The organism is Streptomyces sp. NPDC055815 (assembly GCF_053616475.1).
Genome location: NZ_JBSHDU010000018.1, coordinates 67,359 through 86,342, shown reverse-complemented (window position 1 = coordinate 86,342; position 18,984 = coordinate 67,359). Strand labels below are relative to the sequence as shown.

At 72.3% G+C, this 18,984-nt stretch carries 17 protein-coding genes; 6 read left to right on the top strand and 11 right to left on the bottom strand.

Translation table 11 applies throughout. The features are described from left to right. Positions 1–68: 68 nt before the first annotated feature. From ACWGN5_RS14655 to ACWGN5_RS14630, 6 genes are all read right to left on the bottom strand, one after another. On the bottom strand, positions 69–461 hold the full coding sequence (locus tag ACWGN5_RS14655; protein WP_453514799.1) for a hypothetical protein: 393 nt from the start codon (positions 459–461) through the stop codon (positions 69–71). Positions 462–530: 69 nt separating this feature from the next. Next, complete coding sequence (locus ACWGN5_RS14650; RefSeq protein ID WP_453514798.1) at positions 531–953, bottom strand: secondary thiamine-phosphate synthase enzyme YjbQ; 423 nt, start codon at positions 951–953, stop codon at positions 531–533. A 118-nt stretch (positions 954–1,071) separates the two neighbouring features. Then, the gene (locus tag ACWGN5_RS14645; RefSeq protein WP_453514795.1) at positions 1,072–1,806 is read right to left on the bottom strand and encodes an ABC transporter ATP-binding protein; all 735 of its coding nucleotides are present in this window, start codon (positions 1,804–1,806) and stop codon (positions 1,072–1,074) included. Then, positions 1,803–4,514, bottom strand: coding sequence for an ABC transporter permease subunit (locus ACWGN5_RS14640; protein ID WP_453514793.1), 2,712 nt, complete (start codon positions 4,512–4,514; stop codon positions 1,803–1,805). Before ACWGN5_RS14640 ends, ACWGN5_RS14645 begins: the two co-directional genes overlap by 4 nt. Before the next feature lie 12 nt (positions 4,515–4,526). Beyond that, a complete protein-coding gene (locus ACWGN5_RS14635) occupies positions 4,527–5,774 on the bottom strand; it encodes an ABC transporter substrate-binding protein (protein ID WP_453514791.1) in 1,248 nt (415 codons plus the stop codon). 84 nt (positions 5,775–5,858) lie between these two features. Continuing rightward, positions 5,859–6,518 carry a class I SAM-dependent methyltransferase gene (locus tag ACWGN5_RS14630; RefSeq protein ID WP_453514790.1) on the bottom strand — a complete coding sequence of 220 codons (660 nt, stop codon included), beginning with the start codon at positions 6,516–6,518 and terminating at the stop codon, positions 5,859–5,861. A 214-nt stretch (positions 6,519–6,732) separates the two neighbouring features. On the opposite strand from ACWGN5_RS14630, the gene ACWGN5_RS14625 reads away from it, so the two are divergent. The 5 genes from ACWGN5_RS14625 to ACWGN5_RS14605 all read left to right on the top strand — a co-directional run bounded on the left by ACWGN5_RS14625 (position 6,733) and on the right by ACWGN5_RS14605 (position 12,850). Further along, positions 6,733–7,272, top strand: a complete 540-nt coding sequence (locus tag ACWGN5_RS14625; RefSeq protein ID WP_453514789.1) for a YbhB/YbcL family Raf kinase inhibitor-like protein — start codon at positions 6,733–6,735, stop codon at positions 7,270–7,272. Positions 7,273–7,371: 99 nt separating this feature from the next. Next, positions 7,372–8,268 carry an AraC family transcriptional regulator gene (locus ACWGN5_RS14620; protein WP_453514786.1) on the top strand — a complete coding sequence of 299 codons (897 nt, stop codon included), beginning with the start codon at positions 7,372–7,374 and terminating at the stop codon, positions 8,266–8,268. Between the two features lie 93 nt (positions 8,269–8,361). Continuing rightward, positions 8,362–9,336, top strand: a complete 975-nt coding sequence (locus tag ACWGN5_RS14615; RefSeq protein ID WP_453514784.1) for a sigma-70 family RNA polymerase sigma factor — start codon at positions 8,362–8,364, stop codon at positions 9,334–9,336. Positions 9,337–9,412: 76 nt separating this feature from the next. Beyond that, entirely contained in the window at positions 9,413–10,432 is a 1,020-nt protein-coding gene (locus tag ACWGN5_RS14610; RefSeq protein ID WP_453514782.1) for an MsnO8 family LLM class oxidoreductase, read from the top strand. Positions 10,433–10,480: 48 nt separating this feature from the next. Next, positions 10,481–12,850 (top strand): ATP-binding cassette domain-containing protein, encoded by a 2,370-nt coding sequence (locus tag ACWGN5_RS14605; protein ID WP_453514779.1) that lies wholly within the window; start codon positions 10,481–10,483, stop codon positions 12,848–12,850. 86 nt (positions 12,851–12,936) lie between these two features. Here the strand turns inward: ACWGN5_RS14605 and melC2 are convergent, their stop codons facing one another. The 5 genes from melC2 to ACWGN5_RS14580 all read right to left on the bottom strand — a co-directional run bounded on the left by melC2 (position 12,937) and on the right by ACWGN5_RS14580 (position 17,919). Continuing rightward, positions 12,937–13,764 (bottom strand): tyrosinase MelC2, encoded by an 828-nt coding sequence (gene melC2 / locus ACWGN5_RS14600; RefSeq protein WP_453514777.1) that lies wholly within the window; start codon positions 13,762–13,764, stop codon positions 12,937–12,939. Positions 13,765–13,787: 23 nt separating this feature from the next. Further along, entirely contained in the window at positions 13,788–14,171 is a 384-nt protein-coding gene (melC1, locus tag ACWGN5_RS14595; protein WP_453514775.1) for an apotyrosinase chaperone MelC1, read from the bottom strand. Positions 14,172–14,463: 292 nt separating this feature from the next. After that, positions 14,464–15,213 (bottom strand): succinate dehydrogenase/fumarate reductase iron-sulfur subunit, encoded by a 750-nt coding sequence (locus ACWGN5_RS14590; RefSeq protein WP_369147943.1) that lies wholly within the window; start codon positions 15,211–15,213, stop codon positions 14,464–14,466. Then, positions 15,210–17,192, bottom strand: a complete 1,983-nt coding sequence (locus ACWGN5_RS14585; protein WP_453514772.1) for a fumarate reductase/succinate dehydrogenase flavoprotein subunit — start codon at positions 17,190–17,192, stop codon at positions 15,210–15,212. Before ACWGN5_RS14585 ends, ACWGN5_RS14590 begins: the two co-directional genes overlap by 4 nt. 1 nt (position 17,193) lies before the next feature. Further along, positions 17,194–17,919, bottom strand: a complete 726-nt coding sequence (locus ACWGN5_RS14580; RefSeq protein WP_453514770.1) for a succinate dehydrogenase — start codon at positions 17,917–17,919, stop codon at positions 17,194–17,196. 96 nt (positions 17,920–18,015) lie between these two features. On the opposite strand from ACWGN5_RS14580, the gene ACWGN5_RS14575 reads away from it, so the two are divergent. Continuing rightward, entirely contained in the window at positions 18,016–18,903 is an 888-nt protein-coding gene (locus ACWGN5_RS14575) for a LysR family transcriptional regulator (RefSeq protein WP_453514769.1), read from the top strand. The last annotated feature ends 81 nt before the right edge of the window (positions 18,904–18,984 follow it).

Here is an 18,984-nt window from a genome sequence, read left to right as displayed (position 1 = left end):
CTCAGAGGAAGACCCCTTCGGTCCTGCACATCGTGGCGGCTGCGGGGAGTACCAATGGACGACGACCTTCAGATCGACACTAGGAAGACCTCTTCCGTAACCCCGTCTACTACGAACCGGCCGGCCGCAACCTCGGCCTGGACCGCGCCGACCTCGGCGTCCCGCAAGGCCAAGACCTCTTGAACGTGCTCCTTCGCATGCGAGGACGTGTCCCCGTCGAGAAGCGCGGGCTCATCCGCCCCGACTGCTGGGACCTCCGCGGCCGGCACGTCCCCATGTACCTCGGCCGCCCAGTCGATGATGTGCCCGCCGATGGCGGCGGCAGCCGTCAGCACGTCCTCCCGCTGCCGCTCGGGCGAGGTCGTGGCAGCCTTGACCCGCGACAGCCGGCGTACTCCGAGCAGGCACTTTCCACAGCCGTCGTACGGCCGCTCGATCTCGTCCATGGTGGTGCCGCCCATGTTTCCCACGTTTCGCCGGAGCGTAAGGAGAATTGGCGGCCACACCCAGGACGCTCTTGACCGACGCGATCAGCCCAGGAAGCTCAGCCGTACCTGGCGGTGGGGGTTGTCCTTGTTGGTGTCCACCAGGCACACCGACTGCCAGGTGCCCAGGGCCAGTTCGCCGTCGATCACGGGGATCGTCGCATGGGGCGGAACGATGGCCGGGAGTACGTGGTCGCGGCCGTGGCCCGGGCTGCCGTGGCGGTGTTGCCAGCGTTCGTCCGCGGGGAGGAGTTGGTGCAGGGCGGCCAGGAGGTCGCGGTCGCTGCCCGCGCCCGTTTCGATCAGTGCCACTCCCGTGGTCGCGTGCGGGGTGAAGACGTTCAGGAGACCGTCTCTGCCCTGTGCCACCTCGGCCAGGAAGGAGGAGCACTGACGGGTCAGGTCGTAGACGGTTTCCTCGGTCCCCGTGGTGATGTCGAGGGTGCGGGTCCGGAATGTGTGGCTCATGCCTCCATGGTGGGCGGACGGGGCTTTCCACTCAAACCTCACACGCGGGCGACTCGGCATCGCCCCGGGTCGCGGTCCGGGTGGGGACTCGGGACGGTGGGGTGGTTCTCTTTCGTGTTTATGGGGCCTGCCCGAGGTACGCCTCCCGTACCGTCGGGTCCGCGTGGACCTCGGCCGGCGTTCCCTCGGCGAGGACCCGGCCGAGGTCGAGCACGACGACGCGGGAGCACAGCTCCATCACGAAGGCCACGTTGTGCTCGACGAGCAGCACCGCGCAGTTCTCCTCGTCGGCCATGTGCCGTATGACGGCGGCGAGTTTGCGGCGCTCCTCGGCGGTCGTTCCGGATGCCGGCTCGTCCAGGAGGAGGACCCGGGGCGGATCGGCGAGCGCGCGGGCCAGTTCGACCATGCGGGCCTGTCCGACGGGCAGGCCGCCCGCGTACGAGTCGGCGAGGGCGTCGATCCCGCACTCGTGGAGCACGGCGGCGGCCCGTTCCCGGTGGCGGCGCGCCGCGGGCCGTACGCCTCCCCGCCAGTCCTGCGCCACGACGAGGTTGTCCGCGACGGTCAACTGGCCGAAGAGCTGCTGGCGTTGGAAGGTGCGGCGGATGCCGTGCCGGGCCCGCCAGACGGAGGACCGGCGGGTGATGTCCGTGCCGTCGTACGCGATCGCTCCCGCGTCCGGTCGTCGCATGCCCGACAGCACGTCGAAGAGCGTCGTCTTGCCCGCGCCGTTCGGCCCGATGAGGCCGCAGATCTCGCCGGGGCCGACGGAGACGGTCACCTCGCGCAGGGCGTGGACGCCGCCGAAGCGGACGTCGATCCCGCTCGCGCGGAGCAGCGTGCGGCTCATCGGTGGACCCCCGTCCCCAGATAGGCCTCGGCGAGCCGGTCCCGGTCCACCTCGGACCGGGGCCCGGACCAGGCGATCTCGCCCTGTGCGAGGTACGCGACGGTGTCGGCGATGCCGAGCACCTCGGCCGCCTTCTCCTCGACGAGGACCAACGCGGTGCCGTGGTCCCGGAGTTCGGTCAGGAGCCGGAAGACCTCGTCCACGACGCGCGGCGCGAGACCGAGGGACGGTTCGTCGGCGACGAGGACCGCCGGTGGTCGCTGGAGGAGCGGGGCGAGGGCGAGGAGCTGCTGCTCGCCGCCCGAGAGGGACCCTGCGGCGACGGCGCGGCGGGCGGCGAGCGCGGGGAACCGCTCGTACACGGCGTCGCGGTCCTCGGCGTCCGTCAGCTGGAGGGCCAGGTTCTCCTCGATCGACAGTCCCGCGAAGATGCCCCGCCCCTCGGGGGCCAGCCGCACCCCGCGGCGCGCCCGGGCGACGGCCGCGTCGCGCGTGGCGTCCTCGCCCCGTACCCGTACGAGTCCTCCCGCGGGCCGGAGGAGTCCCGCCGCCACCCGGCAGAGGGTGGACTTCCCTGCGCCGTTGGGACCGAGCAGCACGAGGACCTCGCCGCCGCGCACGGCGAGGTCCACGCCGTGGAGCACGGGCGCGCCGCCGTATCCGGCGCGTACGGCGCCGAGTTCGAGGGCGCTCGGCGTCTCGCGGGGGCCGTCGGCCGTTTCCGGGGCGGTGGTTCCGGTGGCGGCGTTGTGCGGCTCGTCGCCCACCCGGGCCGAAGTCCGCCGCCGCGTCGCCGCCCCCGCGCGCCGGGCCGCCCGTCTCGACGGGAGCGCCGCGCAGTATCCGTCGGGGTCGTTCGCCAGCGCGAGGCCGGCCAGGCCGAAGAGGATCACCGGCAGGTGCGCGGACTCCGTCACGTACTCCGTGATCAGGTGGGGGACCACCGCGAAGACGAGCCCCGCGACCACCGCGAACTGCGGCCTGCGCACCCCCGCCGCGACCACGACCGCCAGCCACACCAGGCCCGTCATGGCCGTGAAGTCCGTGGCCGTGATCCTGGTGTTGTACGAGGCGTAGAGCACCCCTCCGAAGCCCGCGAGGCCCGCCGACACCGTGAACAGCAGCAGCTTCGTCCGTACGACCGAGACCCCTGACGCGGCGGCGGCCTCCGGTGCCGAGCGGACGGCGAGCATGGCCCGGCCCCAGCGGGAGCCGCGCAGCCGGGTGAGGAGCGCGACGAGCAGGCCGCTGAGCAGTACGAGGGCGAGCCCCAGTGCCCGGTCGTCGCTCAGGTCCACGGGTCCGGCCACCGGCCGCGGGATCTCCCACCCGGTGTCGCCGTTGCGGAGCCATCCGAGCTGGAAGAGCACCTGATCCGCCAGGAAGGCGAGCGCCAGGGTGGCCAGGGCCAGTGATCGGCCGCCGAGCCGCAGGGCGGGCAGTGCGACGACCGCGCCGAGGAGGGCGGCGGCCGCGGTGCCGACCGCCGCCGCGGCGACGAAGGGCCAGCCGTGGCTCATCAGGAGTCCCGCGACGAGGGCGGCGCCGGTCACGAACGTCGCCTGGGCGAGCGACACCATCGCGCCGAGGCCGGTGACGACCGTGAACGACATGAAGACGAGCCCGATCGCGAGCCCCTGGGCCAGGATCCCGCTCCAGAAGGGCGTGGTGACGGTGTAGAACGCCGTGCCGAGGAGCACGCCGGCCACCGTCCACGCGCCCCAGCGGCGGCCCCAGCCCTTCCCCGAGAGGTACTCGACGGGTGGTGGGTCGACGGCCGCCGTGCCCGCCGCGCGGCGCCGCCGGCGGCCCAGGGCGACGAGACCGGCGAAGAGGATGAGGAACGGTACGGCGGTGCGGAAGCCGGTGATGCCCTCGGCGAAGGAGGCGTACCCGGCCACCAGGTTCTGCAGCACCCCGAGTCCGAGGCCGCCCGCGAAGGCGAGGGGGACGGAGGCGAAGCGTCCGAGGACCGCCGCGGTGGCCGAGACGAACAGGAACAGCGTGTAGTCGTGCGCGGAGAGCCCGAGCAGCGGGGTCGCGAGGACACCGGCCAGGCCCGCGAGGCCGGACGACAGCATCCACGCGACCGAGGACAGCCGGTCCGCGCTGATGCCCCGCAGCTCGGTCAGCGCCCGGTTGTCGACCGCCGCCCGCAGCCGCAGACCGAGCCGGGTGTGCCGCATCAGGACCCATAGGGCGGCCGCCGCGAGGGCGGTGGCGATCCAGGTGATCAGCTGGTCGGAGTCGATGCCGACACCGTCGAGCGGCTGCCAGGACACGGCGGGGCTCGGCCCGACGCCGGGCAGCCCGAACTGGTTCTCGGCGGGCTTCACCGGGGCGCCCGCCCGCTCCAGGAGTTCGACCACCCACAGTCCGGCCGCGGGCAGCGCGACGAGGAGACCGATCGTGGCCACGATCTGCGCCGTCTCGCCGACCCCCGCCAGCTTGCGGAACATCAGCCGGTCGAGACCCCAGCCGAGGCCGGGCGCCACCACGAACACCAGGAGCAGCGCGGTGGGAACGGCGGGCCAGCCGAAGCCGGAGTGGAGCTCGTAGAACGCGAGGGCGGACAGATAGGCGGTGGCTCCGTGCGCGAAGTTGAAGAGCCCGGAGGCCGAGTAGGACAGGACGAGGCCGGTCGCGAGCAGCGCGTACAGTGCGCCCGAGACCAGCCCGCTCAGGACGAAGCCCAGCAGGTCACCCACGTGACGCGCCCCTCAGCCGAAGGGGATCGGCGGGTAGCACTTGAACGGTACGGCCACCTCGTACCGCCCGTTCTTGAGCCGGACGAGCGCCCCGCAGCCGAAGCTCTCCTTCTTCCCCTTGGGCTCGGCGCGGTCACCCACGAGCGTCCCGGTGTCGGAGAAGCCGTCGGCGGCCTTCTGGAAGGAGTCGACGGTGAGGTCCTTGCCGGCCTTCGCGGCGATCGAGAGGAAGAGGTCGGCGCTCATGTACCCGGTCATCATGTGCATGTTGAGGGGGACTTCCTTGCCGCCGGCGGCCTTCTTGATGTCCGCCTTGAACTGGCGCATCGCCGGGCTGTCGGACTCGAAGGGCTGGAACTGCAGCAGCACGTGCACCCCGTCGAGGGCCTGCTTCGTGGCGTCCTTCGCGAGCAGCCCGGGGTCGTAGTCGGTCGGGTCGGAGATGACGCCCTTGTAGCCGGTCCGCTTGAGCGCGGTGAACAGGCCGATGTTGTACGGCGTCTGCATCACGGAGACCACGGCGTCGGGTGCGCCGCCGCCGGGTCCGGAGCGGAGGATCTCCTTGGTGTACGCCGACCAGTCGCTGGGCATCGAGGTCGCGGGCACGACGGCCTTGGCGTACGAGACCTGGAAGCCGGCCGCCTTGAAGCCCTGGGTGAAGGTACGGATGCCGAACTTGCCGGCGTCGTTGTCGCCGGCGATGAGCGCGACGGACTTGCCGCGCGCTCCGCCGAGGACGGCCGCGAGCCCTTCGGGCCAGGTCTGGTTGAGGGTGCCGCCGGGCATGGGGACGAGGCAGCCGTTGAAGCCGTAGAGATGCGCGGGCCCGCAGAACGAGGGGAGCGTCCCCCAGCCCACCGTCGGGACCTTCTGGGCGTCGAGGAAGTCGGCCCCGGCGAAGGTGACCGAGCTCATCGGGGAGACGGCGAAGACCTTGTCCTGCTGGACGAGCTTGCGGGCCGCCGCGAGGTTCCTGGCGGGGTCCTGGCCGTCGTCCTCGGCGCCCAGGAACTCGATCTTCCGTCCGTTGATCCCGCCCTCGGCGTTGGCCCGGTCGTAGCGGGCCCGCGCGCCGAGGTCGGTGTCCTTCTTGGAGTAGCCGCTGGCGGTCGTCATGGAGACGATGCCGCCGACCTTGATCGTGTCGGCGGTCACTCCGCGCACGGAGGAGGGTGTACTGCCGCCGCTGGAGGCGGAGTTGCAGGCGGTGACGAGCGTCAGGGCGAAGGCGGCGGCGATGAGGCGCAACGGTCGAGGCACGGGCGATCCCTCCGTCGGGTGACCGCATTCTGTGACCGGACCGATGAACCGTCAATAACTGATGCACCGTCAATTGACGATGCGTCAGTCCGTGGGGGCGGGCCGGCGCGCGTAGGTGAAGAGGTGCTCCTCGGGTGCCGCGCGGTCGTCGTCCGGGTCGAAGACCGACACCGCGTGGTGCAGCACGTCGAGGCCGCAGTCCTCCCGCTGGAGGCGCAGGTACTCCTCCACCGAGAAGCTGGAGACCCTGACCGTGCGCTCCATCCAGACGATCTCGACGTCCTCGATCTCCGCGGGCACGGTCGCCGTCACCAGGAAGCCGCCCGGCGCCAGCCAGCCGGCCATGCGCTTCAGACAGGCGGCCGCCTCCGCGCGGCTCATCATCATCAGCGGGAAGAACGCGCACACGGCGTCGAAGCCGCCGTCGGGCGCGTCGAAGGCCCGCACGTCGCACTGCTCGAAGCGGGCCCCGGGGACCTGCGCGCTCGCGAGGGCGACCATCTCGGCGGAGACGTCGATGCCGGTCACCTCGCAGCCCGCGCGCACCAGGAGGTCGGCCACCGGGCGTCCCGTACCGCTGCCGACGTCGAGGACCCTGGCTCCCGGGCCGAGCCGTGCGGTGAGCCACTCGATCGCCGCCAGCTGTGCCGGCAGCCGGACGAAGGCGTGCTCGTAGTCGATCCCCAGACCGTCGAACAGTTCGGCCGCCGACACCGGCCGCCCCTTCGTGGCGTCGTGGTCCATTCCGCATTCCTTCCGTCGCGGGGTGCGTACCCGGGGTTCGTACCACAGTCGGGCCGGCCGCCCCGTGCTTTCCGGCACCACGGGCACGTCCTCACAAAGATGGCGACCCTTTGCACGATCCTCTCGTCGACTGGTCGGTCGCGCGGACTCCGTGTTCGGATGGAGAACGTTCCCGTCCGGACCATCTCATCGAGAGCGTGACAAGGAGTCAGCCATGAGCGACCCGACGAACCGACGTCCCCTTCCGCACGACTTCCACCCACCGGTCCCCGAACTGTCCGTCGGCAGCGAGGACCTGGCGCACGGCGGCATCCTGCCGGAGGCGCACGTGTACGCGAAGGGGAACTCCTCGCCGCAGCTGAGCTGGTCGGCCGGGCCGGAGGGCACCCGCGGCTACGCCGTCACGTGCTACGACCCGGACGCACCGACCGGCAGCGGGTTCTGGCACTGGACGGTCTTCGACATTCCGGCGGATGTCACCGAACTGCCGGCCGGGGCCGGAACCGGGGACTTCAAGGGTCTGCCGGAAGGCGCCGTACAAGCCCGGAACGACTACGGCAGCAGGGACTTCGGCGGAGCCGCACCGCCGCCGGGAGACGGCCCGCACCGCTATGTGTTCACGGTGTACGCCGTGGACGAGGAGAAGCTCGGACCGGACGCCGACGCGTCACCCGCCCTCGTCGGTTTCCATCTCCGGTTCCGGACGATCGCCCGCGGCGGGCTGATCGCCACGTACGAGCACACGGCGGACTAGCCTCCCGCGTCGATTCGGACGCCGTCACGATGTTCGCGACTTCTTGCACGATCCTCTCCCCCTCAGGAGAGTCGTGCCGCCTCGTGGTGGGATGGGGACATGTCCCTCGACGAGCTCCGCGACCTGCTGGACCGGCATGCGCGGCCCGATCTGACCACGGCCGTCGACGGCGTCCGGATCTGCCGGGCCGAACCGGGCGCCGAGCCCGAGTACGCGATGTCCGGCGTGATGCTGGCCGTCATCGCACAGGGCGCCAAGCGGCTGGCGCTCGGCGACCGGGTGTACGAGTACGGAGTCGGCCAGTATCTGGTCACCTCGGCCGATCTGCCGGTGACCGGACGCGTCGCACCGGGCGGCCCGGAACTCGGCTTCGGGATGACGCTGGAGCCCGCCGTCATCGCGGAACTGATGCTGCGGGCCGGACCGGGCGACCTGCCGCGGCCGACCGCGTCGCCCCGGGCGGGAATCACGGTCAGTGAGGCCCCGGCGGAGCTCATCGACGCGATCGTCCGCCTGCTGCGCCTCCTCGACCGGCCGCGTGACCGACGGGTCCTGGTCCCCTTGATCAAACGTGAGATCCTCTGGCTGCTGATGACGGGAGAGCAGGGCGAGGCGGTCCGGCAACTGGGCCTCGCGGACAGCAGCCTGAACCACATCACCCGGGCGGTCGACTGGATCCGGGACCACTACGCCGAGGCCTTCCGCGTCGAAGACCTGGCGCGCTCCTCCGGGATGAGCGTCTCGGCGTTCCACCGGAACTTCCAGTCGGTGACGGCGATGAGCCCGATCCAGTACCAGAAGCAGATCCGCCTGCAGGCCGCGCGGCTCCTCCTGGCCAATCGCCCGCACGACGTGACCGGCGTCGGCCTCCGGGTGGGATACGACAGCCCCTCGCAGTTCAGCCGCGAGTACAAGCGCCAGTTCGGCGCGCCACCGAGCATCGACGCGGCCCGCCTGCGCGAGCGCGTCGATCAGGCGGTCGCCGCGACGCCCTGACCGAGGCCCTCCGCACGAGCCGGTCCCGGTCCGTGGCATCGTTGCGCGGTGGCCCGGCAGGGGAATGCCCGGCCCGGAGTCGAAGGGGAGGGCATGCGGGACGCCGTGGCGGACGGGGCGATGGACCGGATCGAGGAGTACCGGCGGGAGCTGACCGGCTACTGCTACCGGATGCTGGGGTCGTACGCCGAGGCCGAGGACGCCGTCCAGGAGACGCTGGTCCGGGCCTGGCGGAGCGTCGACCGGTTCGAGGGGCGCTCGTCGCTGCGGTCGTGGGTGTACCGCATCGCCACCAACGTCTGCCTGGACGCCCTCGCCTCGGGCAGGCGACGGGCGCTGCCCATGGGACTGGCCGGGCCCAGTGACGGCGGCACCCCGCCGGCGGCCGCGGAGGACGCCGCCCTGTGGGTGGAGCCCTGCCCGAGCGGGGATCCGGAGTCGTCCGCGACGACGGGCGAGTCGGTACGGCTCGCGTTCGTCGCCGCGCTCCAGCACCTGCCGCCCAGACAGCGCGCCACGCTGATCCTGCGGGACGTCCTGGGCTTCTCCGCCCGCGAGGTGGCCGACCTGCACGGCTCCACCGTCGCCTCGGCCAACAGCGCCCTGCAGCGCGCCCGCGCCACCCTCGCCGACCGCCGGGATGGGACGGACGGGCAGCTCGGGCAGCCGTCCGACGGTGTCCGTCGCGTGCTGGCCGAGCGGTACGCCCGGGCGTTCTCCCGCTACGACATGGAGGAGCTGAACATGCTGCTCCACGTCGATGCCACCCTGTGCCTGCCCCCGTACGCGAAGTGGATGCGCGGGGTCCCCGACATCCGGGCGTGGCTGACGGGGCCGGCCGTCGGCTGCCGCGGCTCGCGCCTGATTCCGACCACGGCGAACGGCACCCCCGCCTTCGGCCAGTACCGCCCCCGGCCGGACGGGCCCGGGTACACCCCCTGGGCCCTGCAGGTCGTCGACTTCTCCGGCGACCGGATCGCCGGCATCACGGCCTTCCGTGACACCGAGCGCCTGTTTCCGCTCTTCGGCCTCCCGGACCACGTCGGCGAGGACACCGGGCTCGGCTGATCACGGTGGCGTCGGGGCACCGGCCGCCGCAGGGCCGCTCCGGGAATCCCTGCCGGTCCAGCGCGTTGAATCCTCCGTGAGCACCTTCCTCGACGGCATCCGTTTCTCCGTCCTCGACCGCTCCCGGACCCGGGAGGGCGAGGACGCACCGCAGGCGCTGCGCGACACCGTGCGCCTGGCCCGGGAGGTGGAGGCCCTCGGCTATCACCGTTTCTGGGTGTCGGAGCACCACGGCGTGCCCGGCGTCGCCGGATCGGCGCCCACCGTGCTCGCCGCCGCCGTCGCCGCCGCGACCTCCACGGTCCGGGTCGGTACGGGAGGGGTGATGCTCCCGAACCACCGGCCGCTGGTCGTGGCCGAGCAGTTCGGTGTGCTCGAGTCCCTCTTCCCCGGCCGGATCGACATGGGGATCGGCCGCTCGGTGGGCTTCACGGACGGCGTCCGCCGGGCCCTCGGCCGTGCCAAGGAGGAGGCCGACCGGTTCGGGGAGCAGCTGGCCGAGCTCCTCGGCTGGTTCACCGGCGAGCAGACGGCGCACCCGCACGTGCACGCCAGGCCCGCCGAGGGGCTGCGGGTGCCGCCCTTCGTCCTCGCGACCGGGGAGGGCGCCGGGATCGCCGCGGCGGCCGGGCTGCCGCTCGTCATCGGTGACCTGCGCGGACGGGACCGGCTCCTGAAGGCCGTCGACACCTACCGTGCCGCCTTCCGCCCGTCCTCGTGGGCCGCGGAGCCGTACGTGGTCGTCGCCGGGACGGTCGCGGTGGCCGCCACCGAGGCGGAGGCCCGGCGGCTGCTGATCCCGGAGGCCTGGTCGCTCGCGTACTCGCGCACCCGCGGGGACTTTCCGCCGCTGGCCGCTCCCGAGCGGATCGAGGAGCTGCCGATGACGGAGAAGCAGCGCGGTTTCTACGAGGCGGGGCTCGAAGGGCACGTGCACGGGACGGAGGAGCAGGTGGCGGAGGCGCTGGAGCGGGCGGTGAAGGAGACCGGGGCGCAGGAGGTGCTGGTCACCACGAGCACGTACGACCGGGCGGCGCTGAGCGAGTCGTACCGCCTGCTCGCACGGGCCGTCGGGCTGACACCGCCGGCCGCCTGACGACGGGAACGATCAGGGCAAAAGCGGACCGTTCGATAAGGTCGGCCCATGCATGACACCCCCCACGATCCGTACGTCCGCGTCCGAGGCGCCCGCGAGCACAACCTCGCCGGCGTCGACGTCGACATCCCGCGCGACGCGCTCGTCGTGTTCACCGGGGTCTCCGGCTCCGGCAAGTCGTCGCTGGCCTTCGGGACGATCTACGCCGAGGCGCAGCGCCGGTACTTCGAGTCGGTGGCACCGTACGCGCGGCGGCTGATCCACCAGGTGGGGGCGCCCGCGGTCGGCGAGATCACCGGGCTGCCGCCGGCGGTCTCCCTGGAGCAGCGCCGGTCCTCGCCGAACGCCCGCTCCTCCGTCGGTACGGTGACCACGCTGTCCAACTCCCTGCGGATGCTGTTCTCGCGGGCCGGGGACTACCCGGAGGGGGCGGAGCGGCTCGACTCCGACGCCTTCTCCCCCAACACGCCGGCGGGCGCGTGCCCTTCGTGCCACGGTCTGGGTCTGATCCACGACACCAGCGAGGAACTCCTCGTGCCGGACCCCGACCTGTCGATCCGTCAGGGTGCCATCGCCGCCTGGCCCGGTGCCTGGCAGGGGAAGAACCTGCGGGACGTCCTCGACACCCTCGGGTACGACGTCGACCGGCCCTGGCGGGAGCTCGACGCGAAGGACCGGGAGTGGATCCTCTTCACGGACGAGCAGCCGGTCGTCACCGTGCACCCGGTGCGGGAGGCCGACCGGATCCAACGCCCGTACCAGGGCACGTACATGAGCGCGCGCCGCTACGTCCTGCGGACCTTCTCCGATTCGAAGAGCCCGACCCTGCGCGCGAAGGCGGAGCGTTTCCTCACCAGCTCGCCCTGTCCGGCCTGCGGCGGCGGCCGACTGCGGCCCGAAGCGCTCGCGGTCACCTTCGCCGGCTGGAACGTGGCCGAACTGGCCGCCCTGCCGCTCACCGCCCTGTCGGGTCTGCTCTCGACGGTCGCGGCGACGGCGCCGGACACCTCGGCGACCGCGCGGGTCCTCACCGAGGACCTGGTCGCCCGCATCGGCACGGTCACCGAACTCGGCCTCGGCTACCTCAGCCTGGACCGCGCCACCCCGACGCTCTCCAACGGCGAGCTCCAGCGGCTCCGGCTGGCCACCCAGCTGCGTTCCGGTCTCTTCGGGGTGGTGTACGTCCTCGACGAGCCCTCCGCCGGGCTGCACCCGGCCGACACGGAGGCCCTGCTCGTGGTCCTCGACCGGCTGAAAGCCGCCGGGAACTCGGTCTTCGTCGTCGAGCACCATCTCGACGTCGTCCGGCACGCCGACTGGCTCGTGGACGTCGGCCCGCGCGCCGGTGTGCACGGCGGGCGGGTGCTGCACAGCGGCCCGCCGGAGGAACTGGCCGGCGTCGAGGTCTCCGCGACCCGGCGGTTCCTCTTCGACCGGGCGCCCGCGCCCGCGCGGACGGTGCGGGAGCCGGCGGGCTGGCTGCGGCCGGGGCCGGTCACCCTGCACAACCTGCGGGCGGTGGACGCGGCCTTCCCGGTCGGCGTCCTCACGGCCGTGACGGGCGTGTCGGGCTCCGGGAAGTCGACGCTCGTCGGTGCGCTGACCGACGAAGTCCCGGGAGTGGGTCGCCTGGTGACGGTGGATCAGCGGCCCATCGGCCGTACTCCGCGCTCCAACCTCGCCACGTACACCGGGCTCTTCGACGTCGTGCGCAAGCTCTTCACGGAGACCGAGGAGGCCCGGGCACGCGGGTACAAGGCGGGCCGCTTCTCCTTCAACGTGCCCGGGGGCCGCTGCGAGACCTGCCAGGGAGAGGGCTTCGTCTCGGTGGAGCTGCTCTTCCTGCCCAGTACGTACGCCCCCTGCCCCGACTGCCACGGCGCCCGCTACAACCCCGAGACCCTCCAGGTCCGGCTGCGCGGCCTCACCATCGCCGAGGTCCTCGATCTGACGGTCGAGTCCGCCGCCGCCTTCTTCGACGACACCCCCGCGGCGGCCCGGAGCCTGCGGGCCCTCCTCGACGTGGGCCTCGGCTATCTGCGGCTCGGGCAGCCGGCCACCGAGCTCTCCGGCGGCGAGGCGCAGCGCATCAAGCTCGCCTCGGAGCTCCAGCGGCCGCGCGGCGCCCACACCCTGTACGTCCTGGACGAGCCGACGACCGGGCTGCACCCGGCCGATGTGGAGGTCCTGATGCGCCAGCTGCACGGGCTCGTGGACGCCGGGCACTCGGTGGTCGTCGTCGAGCACGACATGGACGTCGTCGCCACCGCCGACTGGGTCCTCGACCTGGGCCCCGGCGGCGGCGACCAGGGCGGCCGGGTGGTGGCCGCGGGTCCCCCGGACCGGGTGGCGCGGGCGGCGGACAGCCGCACCGCGCCGTATCTGGCCCGGGCCCTGGGGTTCGGCGAGCGGGGCTGAATCCCGGGGCCCGGACGCCACGCCCGCCGGCCGCTCGCGGGATCAGGCGCTGAGCCCCGAGGTGCTGAACCCCGATCCCCGCGGGATCAGGCCGCCGTGTCGAAGGTGTAGTGGCGGGTGTGGTCCAGCATGTCCGCCGGGGTCACGTCGTTCCACGGGCGCATGGTGTCGCGGAGGTCGACGACGTTCGGGGTGCCGGCGGCCGGCAGGTAGGTGGACCGGGGGTGCCGGGCCTGCCAGTCGGCCCAGAGCTTGTCCACGAAGGCGTGGTGCAGCCAGAACACGGGATCGTTCGGGGAGACTCCGGTGGCCATCTGGCCGCCGACCCAGACGTGGACGCGGTTGTGGAGGTTCACCCCGCGCCAGCCCTCCAGGTGGTTGCGGAAGCCGTCCGAGGAGCTGTTCCAGGGGGCCGTGTCGTACGTCTCCATGGCGAGGACCGAGTCCACCTCGGCCCGGGTGGGCAGCTGGCGGCCACCGGCGCCGAGGTCGCGCCGCAGGTAGTCCCGACCGTCGACGCGGACGTTGACCGCCCAGCGGTTCCCGGCGCGGGCGAACGGGCCGTCCGTCACCTGGCCGTCACGCGCCCGGCCGGTGCCGCCGAGGAAGTCCGGCGCCCAGAGGGAGGAGCGGGAGGTGCGGTCGGCCGTCCAGTCCCAGTACGGGAGGTTGACGGCCGGGTCCACGGACTGCAGGGCCTGCTCGAACTGTATGAGGAAGCGCCGGTGCCAGGGCAGGAACGAGGGCGAGCGGTGGCCGACCCGGTCACCGCTGTCGGTGTCGCTCATGATGAAGGCGTTGTGCGTGGTGACGAAGGTGTCGTACCGCCCGGAGCGCTTGAGCTCCAGGAGGGCGTCGACGAAGCGCCGCTTCTCGTCGGCGGTGAGGGTGGCCTGGTTCTTGCGTACGGTCATGGTGGTGCGGCTCCTGGCTCGGATCAGGTGAGGGTGAGGGGGACGAGCGGGGCGCCCTGGAGTTCCCGGACGGCCGCGCGGGCCACCGCCCTGGGCGTGGCGACGGGCTCGTAGTGGTTGATCACGCTGATCCAGGTGCCGTCGGCGTTCCGCATGACGTGCAGTTCCTCACCGTCGATCGTCACGGAGTAGCCGCCTCCGTGGTGTCCCCCGTGGTGGCCGCCCCCGTGGGAGGGCCCGCCCTGGATGCGGCGGCCCTGGTAGACCTCGTCGAACGAGCTCGGGGCGGCCGCGGGAGCGGCGGCCCCGGGAGCGGCGGCGGCCGGGCCGGCCAGGGCGAGGCCCGCGGCGGCGCCTGCCGCGCCGGCCGCGACGCCGAGGGCCCGGCGGCGGGTGATGCTGGACATGAATCCCCCAAATGGTCGGTACGACCGGGGGGTTCGGTCAGGTGCCCCCCGGCGGCCTTCATCAGTACCCGGGGGTGTCGGCGCGGCGGAAATCACCGGCGGCCGGTTGGCCGCGAAGTGGACAACTTGCCACGATAAGTACAGATTTGAACGGAGTTGATCTTGCTGTCGCGGCAGACAGGAGCACCCCGGAGCGAAGATCCTACGGAGAAAGTGATCTTTCCGTGAATGATCTTCGGCTCCGGGGTGCGCGGTGTGGCGGAGCCCACGCCGCCAGACTGTCCGGATCCGATCAGCCGCGCGGGGCCTTGCGCCGTGCCCGCAGCCACTCCCTGTTCATCGCGGCGATCGAGGGGAGCGGGATGCCCTTCGGGCAGGCCGTGGCGCACTCGCCCGTCAGGGTGCAGCCGCCGAAGCCCTCGGCGTCCATCTGGGCCACCATGTCGAGGACCCGGGTCTCGCGCTCCGGGGAGCCCTGGGGCAGGACGTTGAGGTGGTTGATCTTGGCGGAGGTGAAGAGCATCGCCGACCCGTTGGGGCAGGCCGCCACGCACGCGCCGCAGCCGATGCACTCGGCGTGCTCGAAGGCGGAGTCGGCGTCGGCCTTGGGCACGGGGGTGGCGTGGGCCTCGGGGGCGGCCCCGGTGGGGGCGGTGATGTAGCCGCCGGCCTGGATGACGCGGTCGAAGGCGGAGCGGTCGACGACCAGGTCCTTGACGACGGGGAAGGCGGACGCGCGCCAGGGTTCGACGTCGATGGTGTCGCCGTCGCGGAAGGAGCGCATGTGCAGCTGGCAGGTCGTGGTGCGCTCCGGCCCGTGCGCGTCGCCGTTGATGACGAGGCTGCACGCGCCGCAGATGCCCTCGCGGCAGTCGTGGTCGAAGGCCACGGGGTCCTCGCCGCGCAGGATGAGGTCCTCGTTGAGGGTGTCGAGCATCTCCAGGAAGGACATGTCGGGAGAGACCCCGTCCACCTCGTAGGTGGCCATGGCACCCTCGGTGCCGGCGTTCTTCTGGCGCCAGACGCGCAGGTTGAGCCTCATGCGTAGCTCCGCTGGGTGGGGTGGACGTACTCGAAGGCGAGGTCCTCCTTGTGGAGGACGGGGGCGGCTCCGTCGGGGGTGCTGCGCCCTCCCGGGGGACGACCCCCGGACCCCCGGAATTCCCAGGCCGCCGCGTACGAGAACTCCTCGTCGCGGCGCGCGGCCTCGCCGTCCGGGGTCTGGGACTCCTCACGGAAGTGGCCGCCGCAGGACTCGGCGCGGTGCAGCGCGTCGAGGCACATGAGCTCGGCGAGCTCCAGGTAGTCGACGATCCGGTTGGCCTTCTCCAGCGACTGGTTGAACTCCTCGCCGGTGCCGGGGACCTTGATGCGGCTCCAGAACTCCTCGCGGATCTCCGGGATGCGGCGCAGGGCCTTGGTCAGACCCTCCTCGGTGCGGGCCATCCCGCAGTACTCCCACATGAGTTCGCCGAGTTCGCGGTGGAAGGAGTCGGGGGTGCGGTCGCCGTCGACGGAGAGGAGGAGGTTCAGGCGGTCCTCGGTCTCGGCGAGGACCTCGCGGACCACCGGATGGTCGTCGGTGACGGGTTCGCCGTGCGGATGGCGGGCCAGGTAGTCGTTGATGGTGGCGGGCAGGACGAAGTAGCCGTCGGCGAGGCCCTGCATGAGGGCGGAGGCGCCGAGCCGGTTGGCCCCGTGGTCGGAGAAGTTGGCCTCGCCGATGGCGAAGAGGCCCGGGACGGTGGTCTGGAGGTCGTAGTCGACCCAGAGTCCGCCCATCGTGTAGTGCACGGCGGGGTAGATCCGCATGGGGACCTCGTACGGGTCCTCCGCGGTGATCCGCGCGTACATGTCGAAGAGGTTGCCGTACTTCGCCTCGACGGCCTTGCGGCCCATGCGGCGGATGGCGTCGGCGAAGTCCAGGTAGACGCCCTGTCCGCCGGGGCCCACTCCCCTGCCCTCGTCGCAGACGTTCTTCGCGGCGCGGGAGGCGATGTCGCGGGGGACGAGGTTGCCGAAGGAGGGGTAGATCCGCTCCAGGTAGTAGTCGCGCTCGTCCTCGGGGATCTCGGCGGCGGGCCGGGTGTCGCCCTTCGCCTTCGGGACCCAGATGCGGCCGTCGTTGCGCAGCGACTCGCTCATCAGGGTCAGCTTCGACTGGTGGTCGCCGGTGCGCGGGATGCAGGTGGGGTGGATCTGGGTGAAGCAGGGGTTGGCGAAGTACGCGCCGCGCCGGTGGGCCCGCCAGACGGCGGTGGCGTTGGAGTTCATGGCGTTCGTCGACAGGTAGAAGACGTTGCCGTAGCCGCCGCTGGCGAGGACGACGGCGTCCGCGTAGTGCGTGGAGATCTCGCCCGTGATCAGGTCGCGGGCGACGATGCCGCGGGCCCGCCCGTCGACGACGATCAGGTCGAGCATCTCCGTACGGGCGTGCATCTCGACGTTTCCGGCGGCGATCTGCCGGGACAGCGCCTGGTAGGCGCCGAGGAGGAGCTGCTGGCCGGTCTGGCCGCGGGCGTAGAAGGTGCGGGAGACCTGGACGCCGCCGAAGGAGCGGGTGTCGAGGAGGCCGCCGTACTCGCGGGCGAAGGGGACGCCCTGGGCGACGCACTGGTCGATGATCTCGACGGAGATCTGGGCGAGGCGGTGGACGTTGGACTCGCGGGCCCGGAAGTCGCCGCCCTTGACCGTGTCGTAGAAGAGGCGGTGGATCGAGTCGCCGTCGTTGCGGTAGTTCTTCGCGGCGTTGATGCCGCCCTGGGCGGCGATCGAGTGGGCGCGGCGCGGGGAGTCCTGGAAGCAGAACTGGACGACGTGGTAGCCCTGTTCGGCGAGGGTCGCGCCGGCGGAGCCGCCGGCGAGGCCGGTGCCGACGACGATGATCCGGTGCTTGCGGCGGTTGGCTGGGTTGACCAGCTTGGCCTGGAAGCGGCGGGTGTCCCAGCGTTCGGCGATGGGCCCCTCGGGCGCCTTGGTGTCGGCGATGGGCTCACCGGTGACGTAGTCGAGATAGCTCATGTCAGCTCACCACTCCGGTCATGACGGCGACGGGGACGGAGACGAAGCCCGCGGTCAGGACGAGCGCGAGGGTGTTGGCGAGGGCCTTGAGGAGCCGCTCGCGGCGGGCGTTGCCGACGCCCAGGGTCTGGGCGGCGCTCCAGAAGCCGTGCCGGACGTGCAGGCCGAGGGCGAGCATCGCGGTGATGTAGACGACGTTGCCGTACCAGGTGGAGAAGGTGTCGACGACGTTCTGGTAGGGCTTGCCCTCCTCGAAACCGCCGGGGTGGACGGTGCCGGTGGTCAGGTCGAGGACGTGCCAGACGATGAACAGGGCGAGGATGATCCCGCCCCAGCGCATGGTGCGGGTGGCGTACGAGGAGCGCTTGCGGCGGTGGACGTACGCGGTGGGGCGCGCCCTCAGATCGCGCCGGCTGAGCTGGTACGCGGAGACGGCGTGGGCGAAGACGGCGGCGAGGAGCACGATCCTGACCAGCCAGAGGGCCCAGTGGTGGTGCAGGACGGGGGCGCCCATGACGCGCAGCCAGTGGCCGTAGGCGTTGAACTCCTCCGGGCCGAAGAAGACCTTGAGGTTGCCGGCGACGTGGGCGACGAGATAGCCGAGCATGACGAGCCCGCTGACGGCCATGACCGTCTTCTTGCCGAGGGTCGACGACCAGAATCCGCGGGAGGGTGTGGGGGACGGCGGGCGGGCGGCCGTCCGCTCCCTCGTGGGTGCCAGAGCCATGTGCTCGACGCTAGGGCCGAAGGGCCCGAGAGGTCCAAGACATGCTCCGGCTGATCTCCATAGGCTCTACCTATCCTTATCGCCTACGCTGGGAGCATGCAGTTCCAGCAGCTCCTCTACTTCGTCGCGGTGGCCGAGACCCGGCACTTCACCCGGGCCGCCGAGCGCGTGCACGTCTCGCAGCCCTCGCTCTCGCAGCAGATCAAGGCCCTGGAGCAGGAGTTGGGCGCGGAGCTGTTCAGCCGCGCCCGGGGGAACATCGCCCTCACCGACGCCGGCGAGGCCCTGCTGCCGCTCGCGCGGCGGATCCTCGCCGACACGGAGACGGCCCGCCTGGAGGTGCAGGAGCTGGCGCAGCTCAAGCGGGGCCGGGTGCGGCTCGGCGCGACGCCGAGCCTGTGCACCGGGCTCCTGCCGGACGTGCTGCGGGCCTTCCACGACCTGCACCCGGGGATCGAGCTCCTGATCGAGGAGGGCGGCTCGCACGATCTCGTACGGGAGCTGGCGCGCGGGGCGCTCGACCTGGCCCTGGTCGTCCTCCCGCTCCCCTCCCCCTCCCCCGCCCTGACCACGGTCGAGCTGCTCCGGGAGGACCTGGTGGTGGTCTCCGCGGCCTCGGAACCGGCCCCGCGCCGACCGGTGCGGATCAAAGACCTGAAGGACCAGCCCCTGGTCATGTTCCGGCACGGCTACGACCTGCGGGAACTGACCGTGGCGGCCTGCCGGGCGGAGGGCTTCGAACCGGCGTTCACCGTGGAGGGCGGGGAGCTGGACGCGGTGCTCGGTTTTGTACGGGCGGGGCTCGGGCTCGCGGTCGTCCCGGCGATGGTCGCGGCCCGCGCGGGCCGGGACCTGCGGGTGACGGCCCTGGCCCGGCCGGGACTGCGGCGCACGATTGCGCTCGCGCACCGCAGCGATGTGGCCCCGCCGAGGGCGGCCCGGGAGCTCCAGAGGCTGCTCATGGCGTCCCGCAGGGGTGTGTGAGGCGCCACGGCTTCAAGGGCGGGGGCCGGGGCGCTCCCGGAGGTCAACGGCCGGGCGGCGCGGGGCTGCGGCGCGGCCGAC

What these genes read in the sequence shown, in the direction of transcription:
- ACWGN5_RS14580 (WP_453514770.1), bottom strand. Translation starts at nt 17,919, where the DNA reads ATGGCTCTGGCACCCACGAGGGAGCGGACGGCCGCCCGCCCGCCGTCC.
- ACWGN5_RS14590 (WP_369147943.1), bottom strand. Translation starts at nt 15,213, where the DNA reads ATGAGGCTCAACCTGCGCGTCTGGCGCCAGAAGAACGCCGGCACCGAG.
- ACWGN5_RS14620 (WP_453514786.1), top strand. Translation starts at nt 7,372, where the DNA reads ATGTCCCTCGACGAGCTCCGCGACCTGCTGGACCGGCATGCGCGGCCC.
- ACWGN5_RS14605 (WP_453514779.1), top strand. Translation starts at nt 10,481, where the DNA reads ATGCATGACACCCCCCACGATCCGTACGTCCGCGTCCGAGGCGCCCGC.
- ACWGN5_RS14625 (WP_453514789.1), top strand. Translation starts at nt 6,733, where the DNA reads ATGAGCGACCCGACGAACCGACGTCCCCTTCCGCACGACTTCCACCCA.
- ACWGN5_RS14575 (WP_453514769.1), top strand. Translation starts at nt 18,016, where the DNA reads ATGCAGTTCCAGCAGCTCCTCTACTTCGTCGCGGTGGCCGAGACCCGG.
- ACWGN5_RS14655 (WP_453514799.1), bottom strand. Translation starts at nt 461, where the DNA reads ATGGGCGGCACCACCATGGACGAGATCGAGCGGCCGTACGACGGCTGT.
- ACWGN5_RS14630 (WP_453514790.1), bottom strand. Translation starts at nt 6,518, where the DNA reads ATGGACCACGACGCCACGAAGGGGCGGCCGGTGTCGGCGGCCGAACTG.
- melC2 (WP_453514777.1), bottom strand. Translation starts at nt 13,764, where the DNA reads ATGACCGTACGCAAGAACCAGGCCACCCTCACCGCCGACGAGAAGCGG.
- ACWGN5_RS14585 (WP_453514772.1), bottom strand. Translation starts at nt 17,192, where the DNA reads ATGAGCTATCTCGACTACGTCACCGGTGAGCCCATCGCCGACACCAAG.
- melC1 (WP_453514775.1), bottom strand. Translation starts at nt 14,171, where the DNA reads ATGTCCAGCATCACCCGCCGCCGGGCCCTCGGCGTCGCGGCCGGCGCG.
- ACWGN5_RS14615 (WP_453514784.1), top strand. Translation starts at nt 8,362, where the DNA reads ATGCGGGACGCCGTGGCGGACGGGGCGATGGACCGGATCGAGGAGTAC.
- ACWGN5_RS14650 (WP_453514798.1), bottom strand. Translation starts at nt 953, where the DNA reads ATGAGCCACACATTCCGGACCCGCACCCTCGACATCACCACGGGGACC.
- ACWGN5_RS14645 (WP_453514795.1), bottom strand. Translation starts at nt 1,806, where the DNA reads ATGAGCCGCACGCTGCTCCGCGCGAGCGGGATCGACGTCCGCTTCGGC.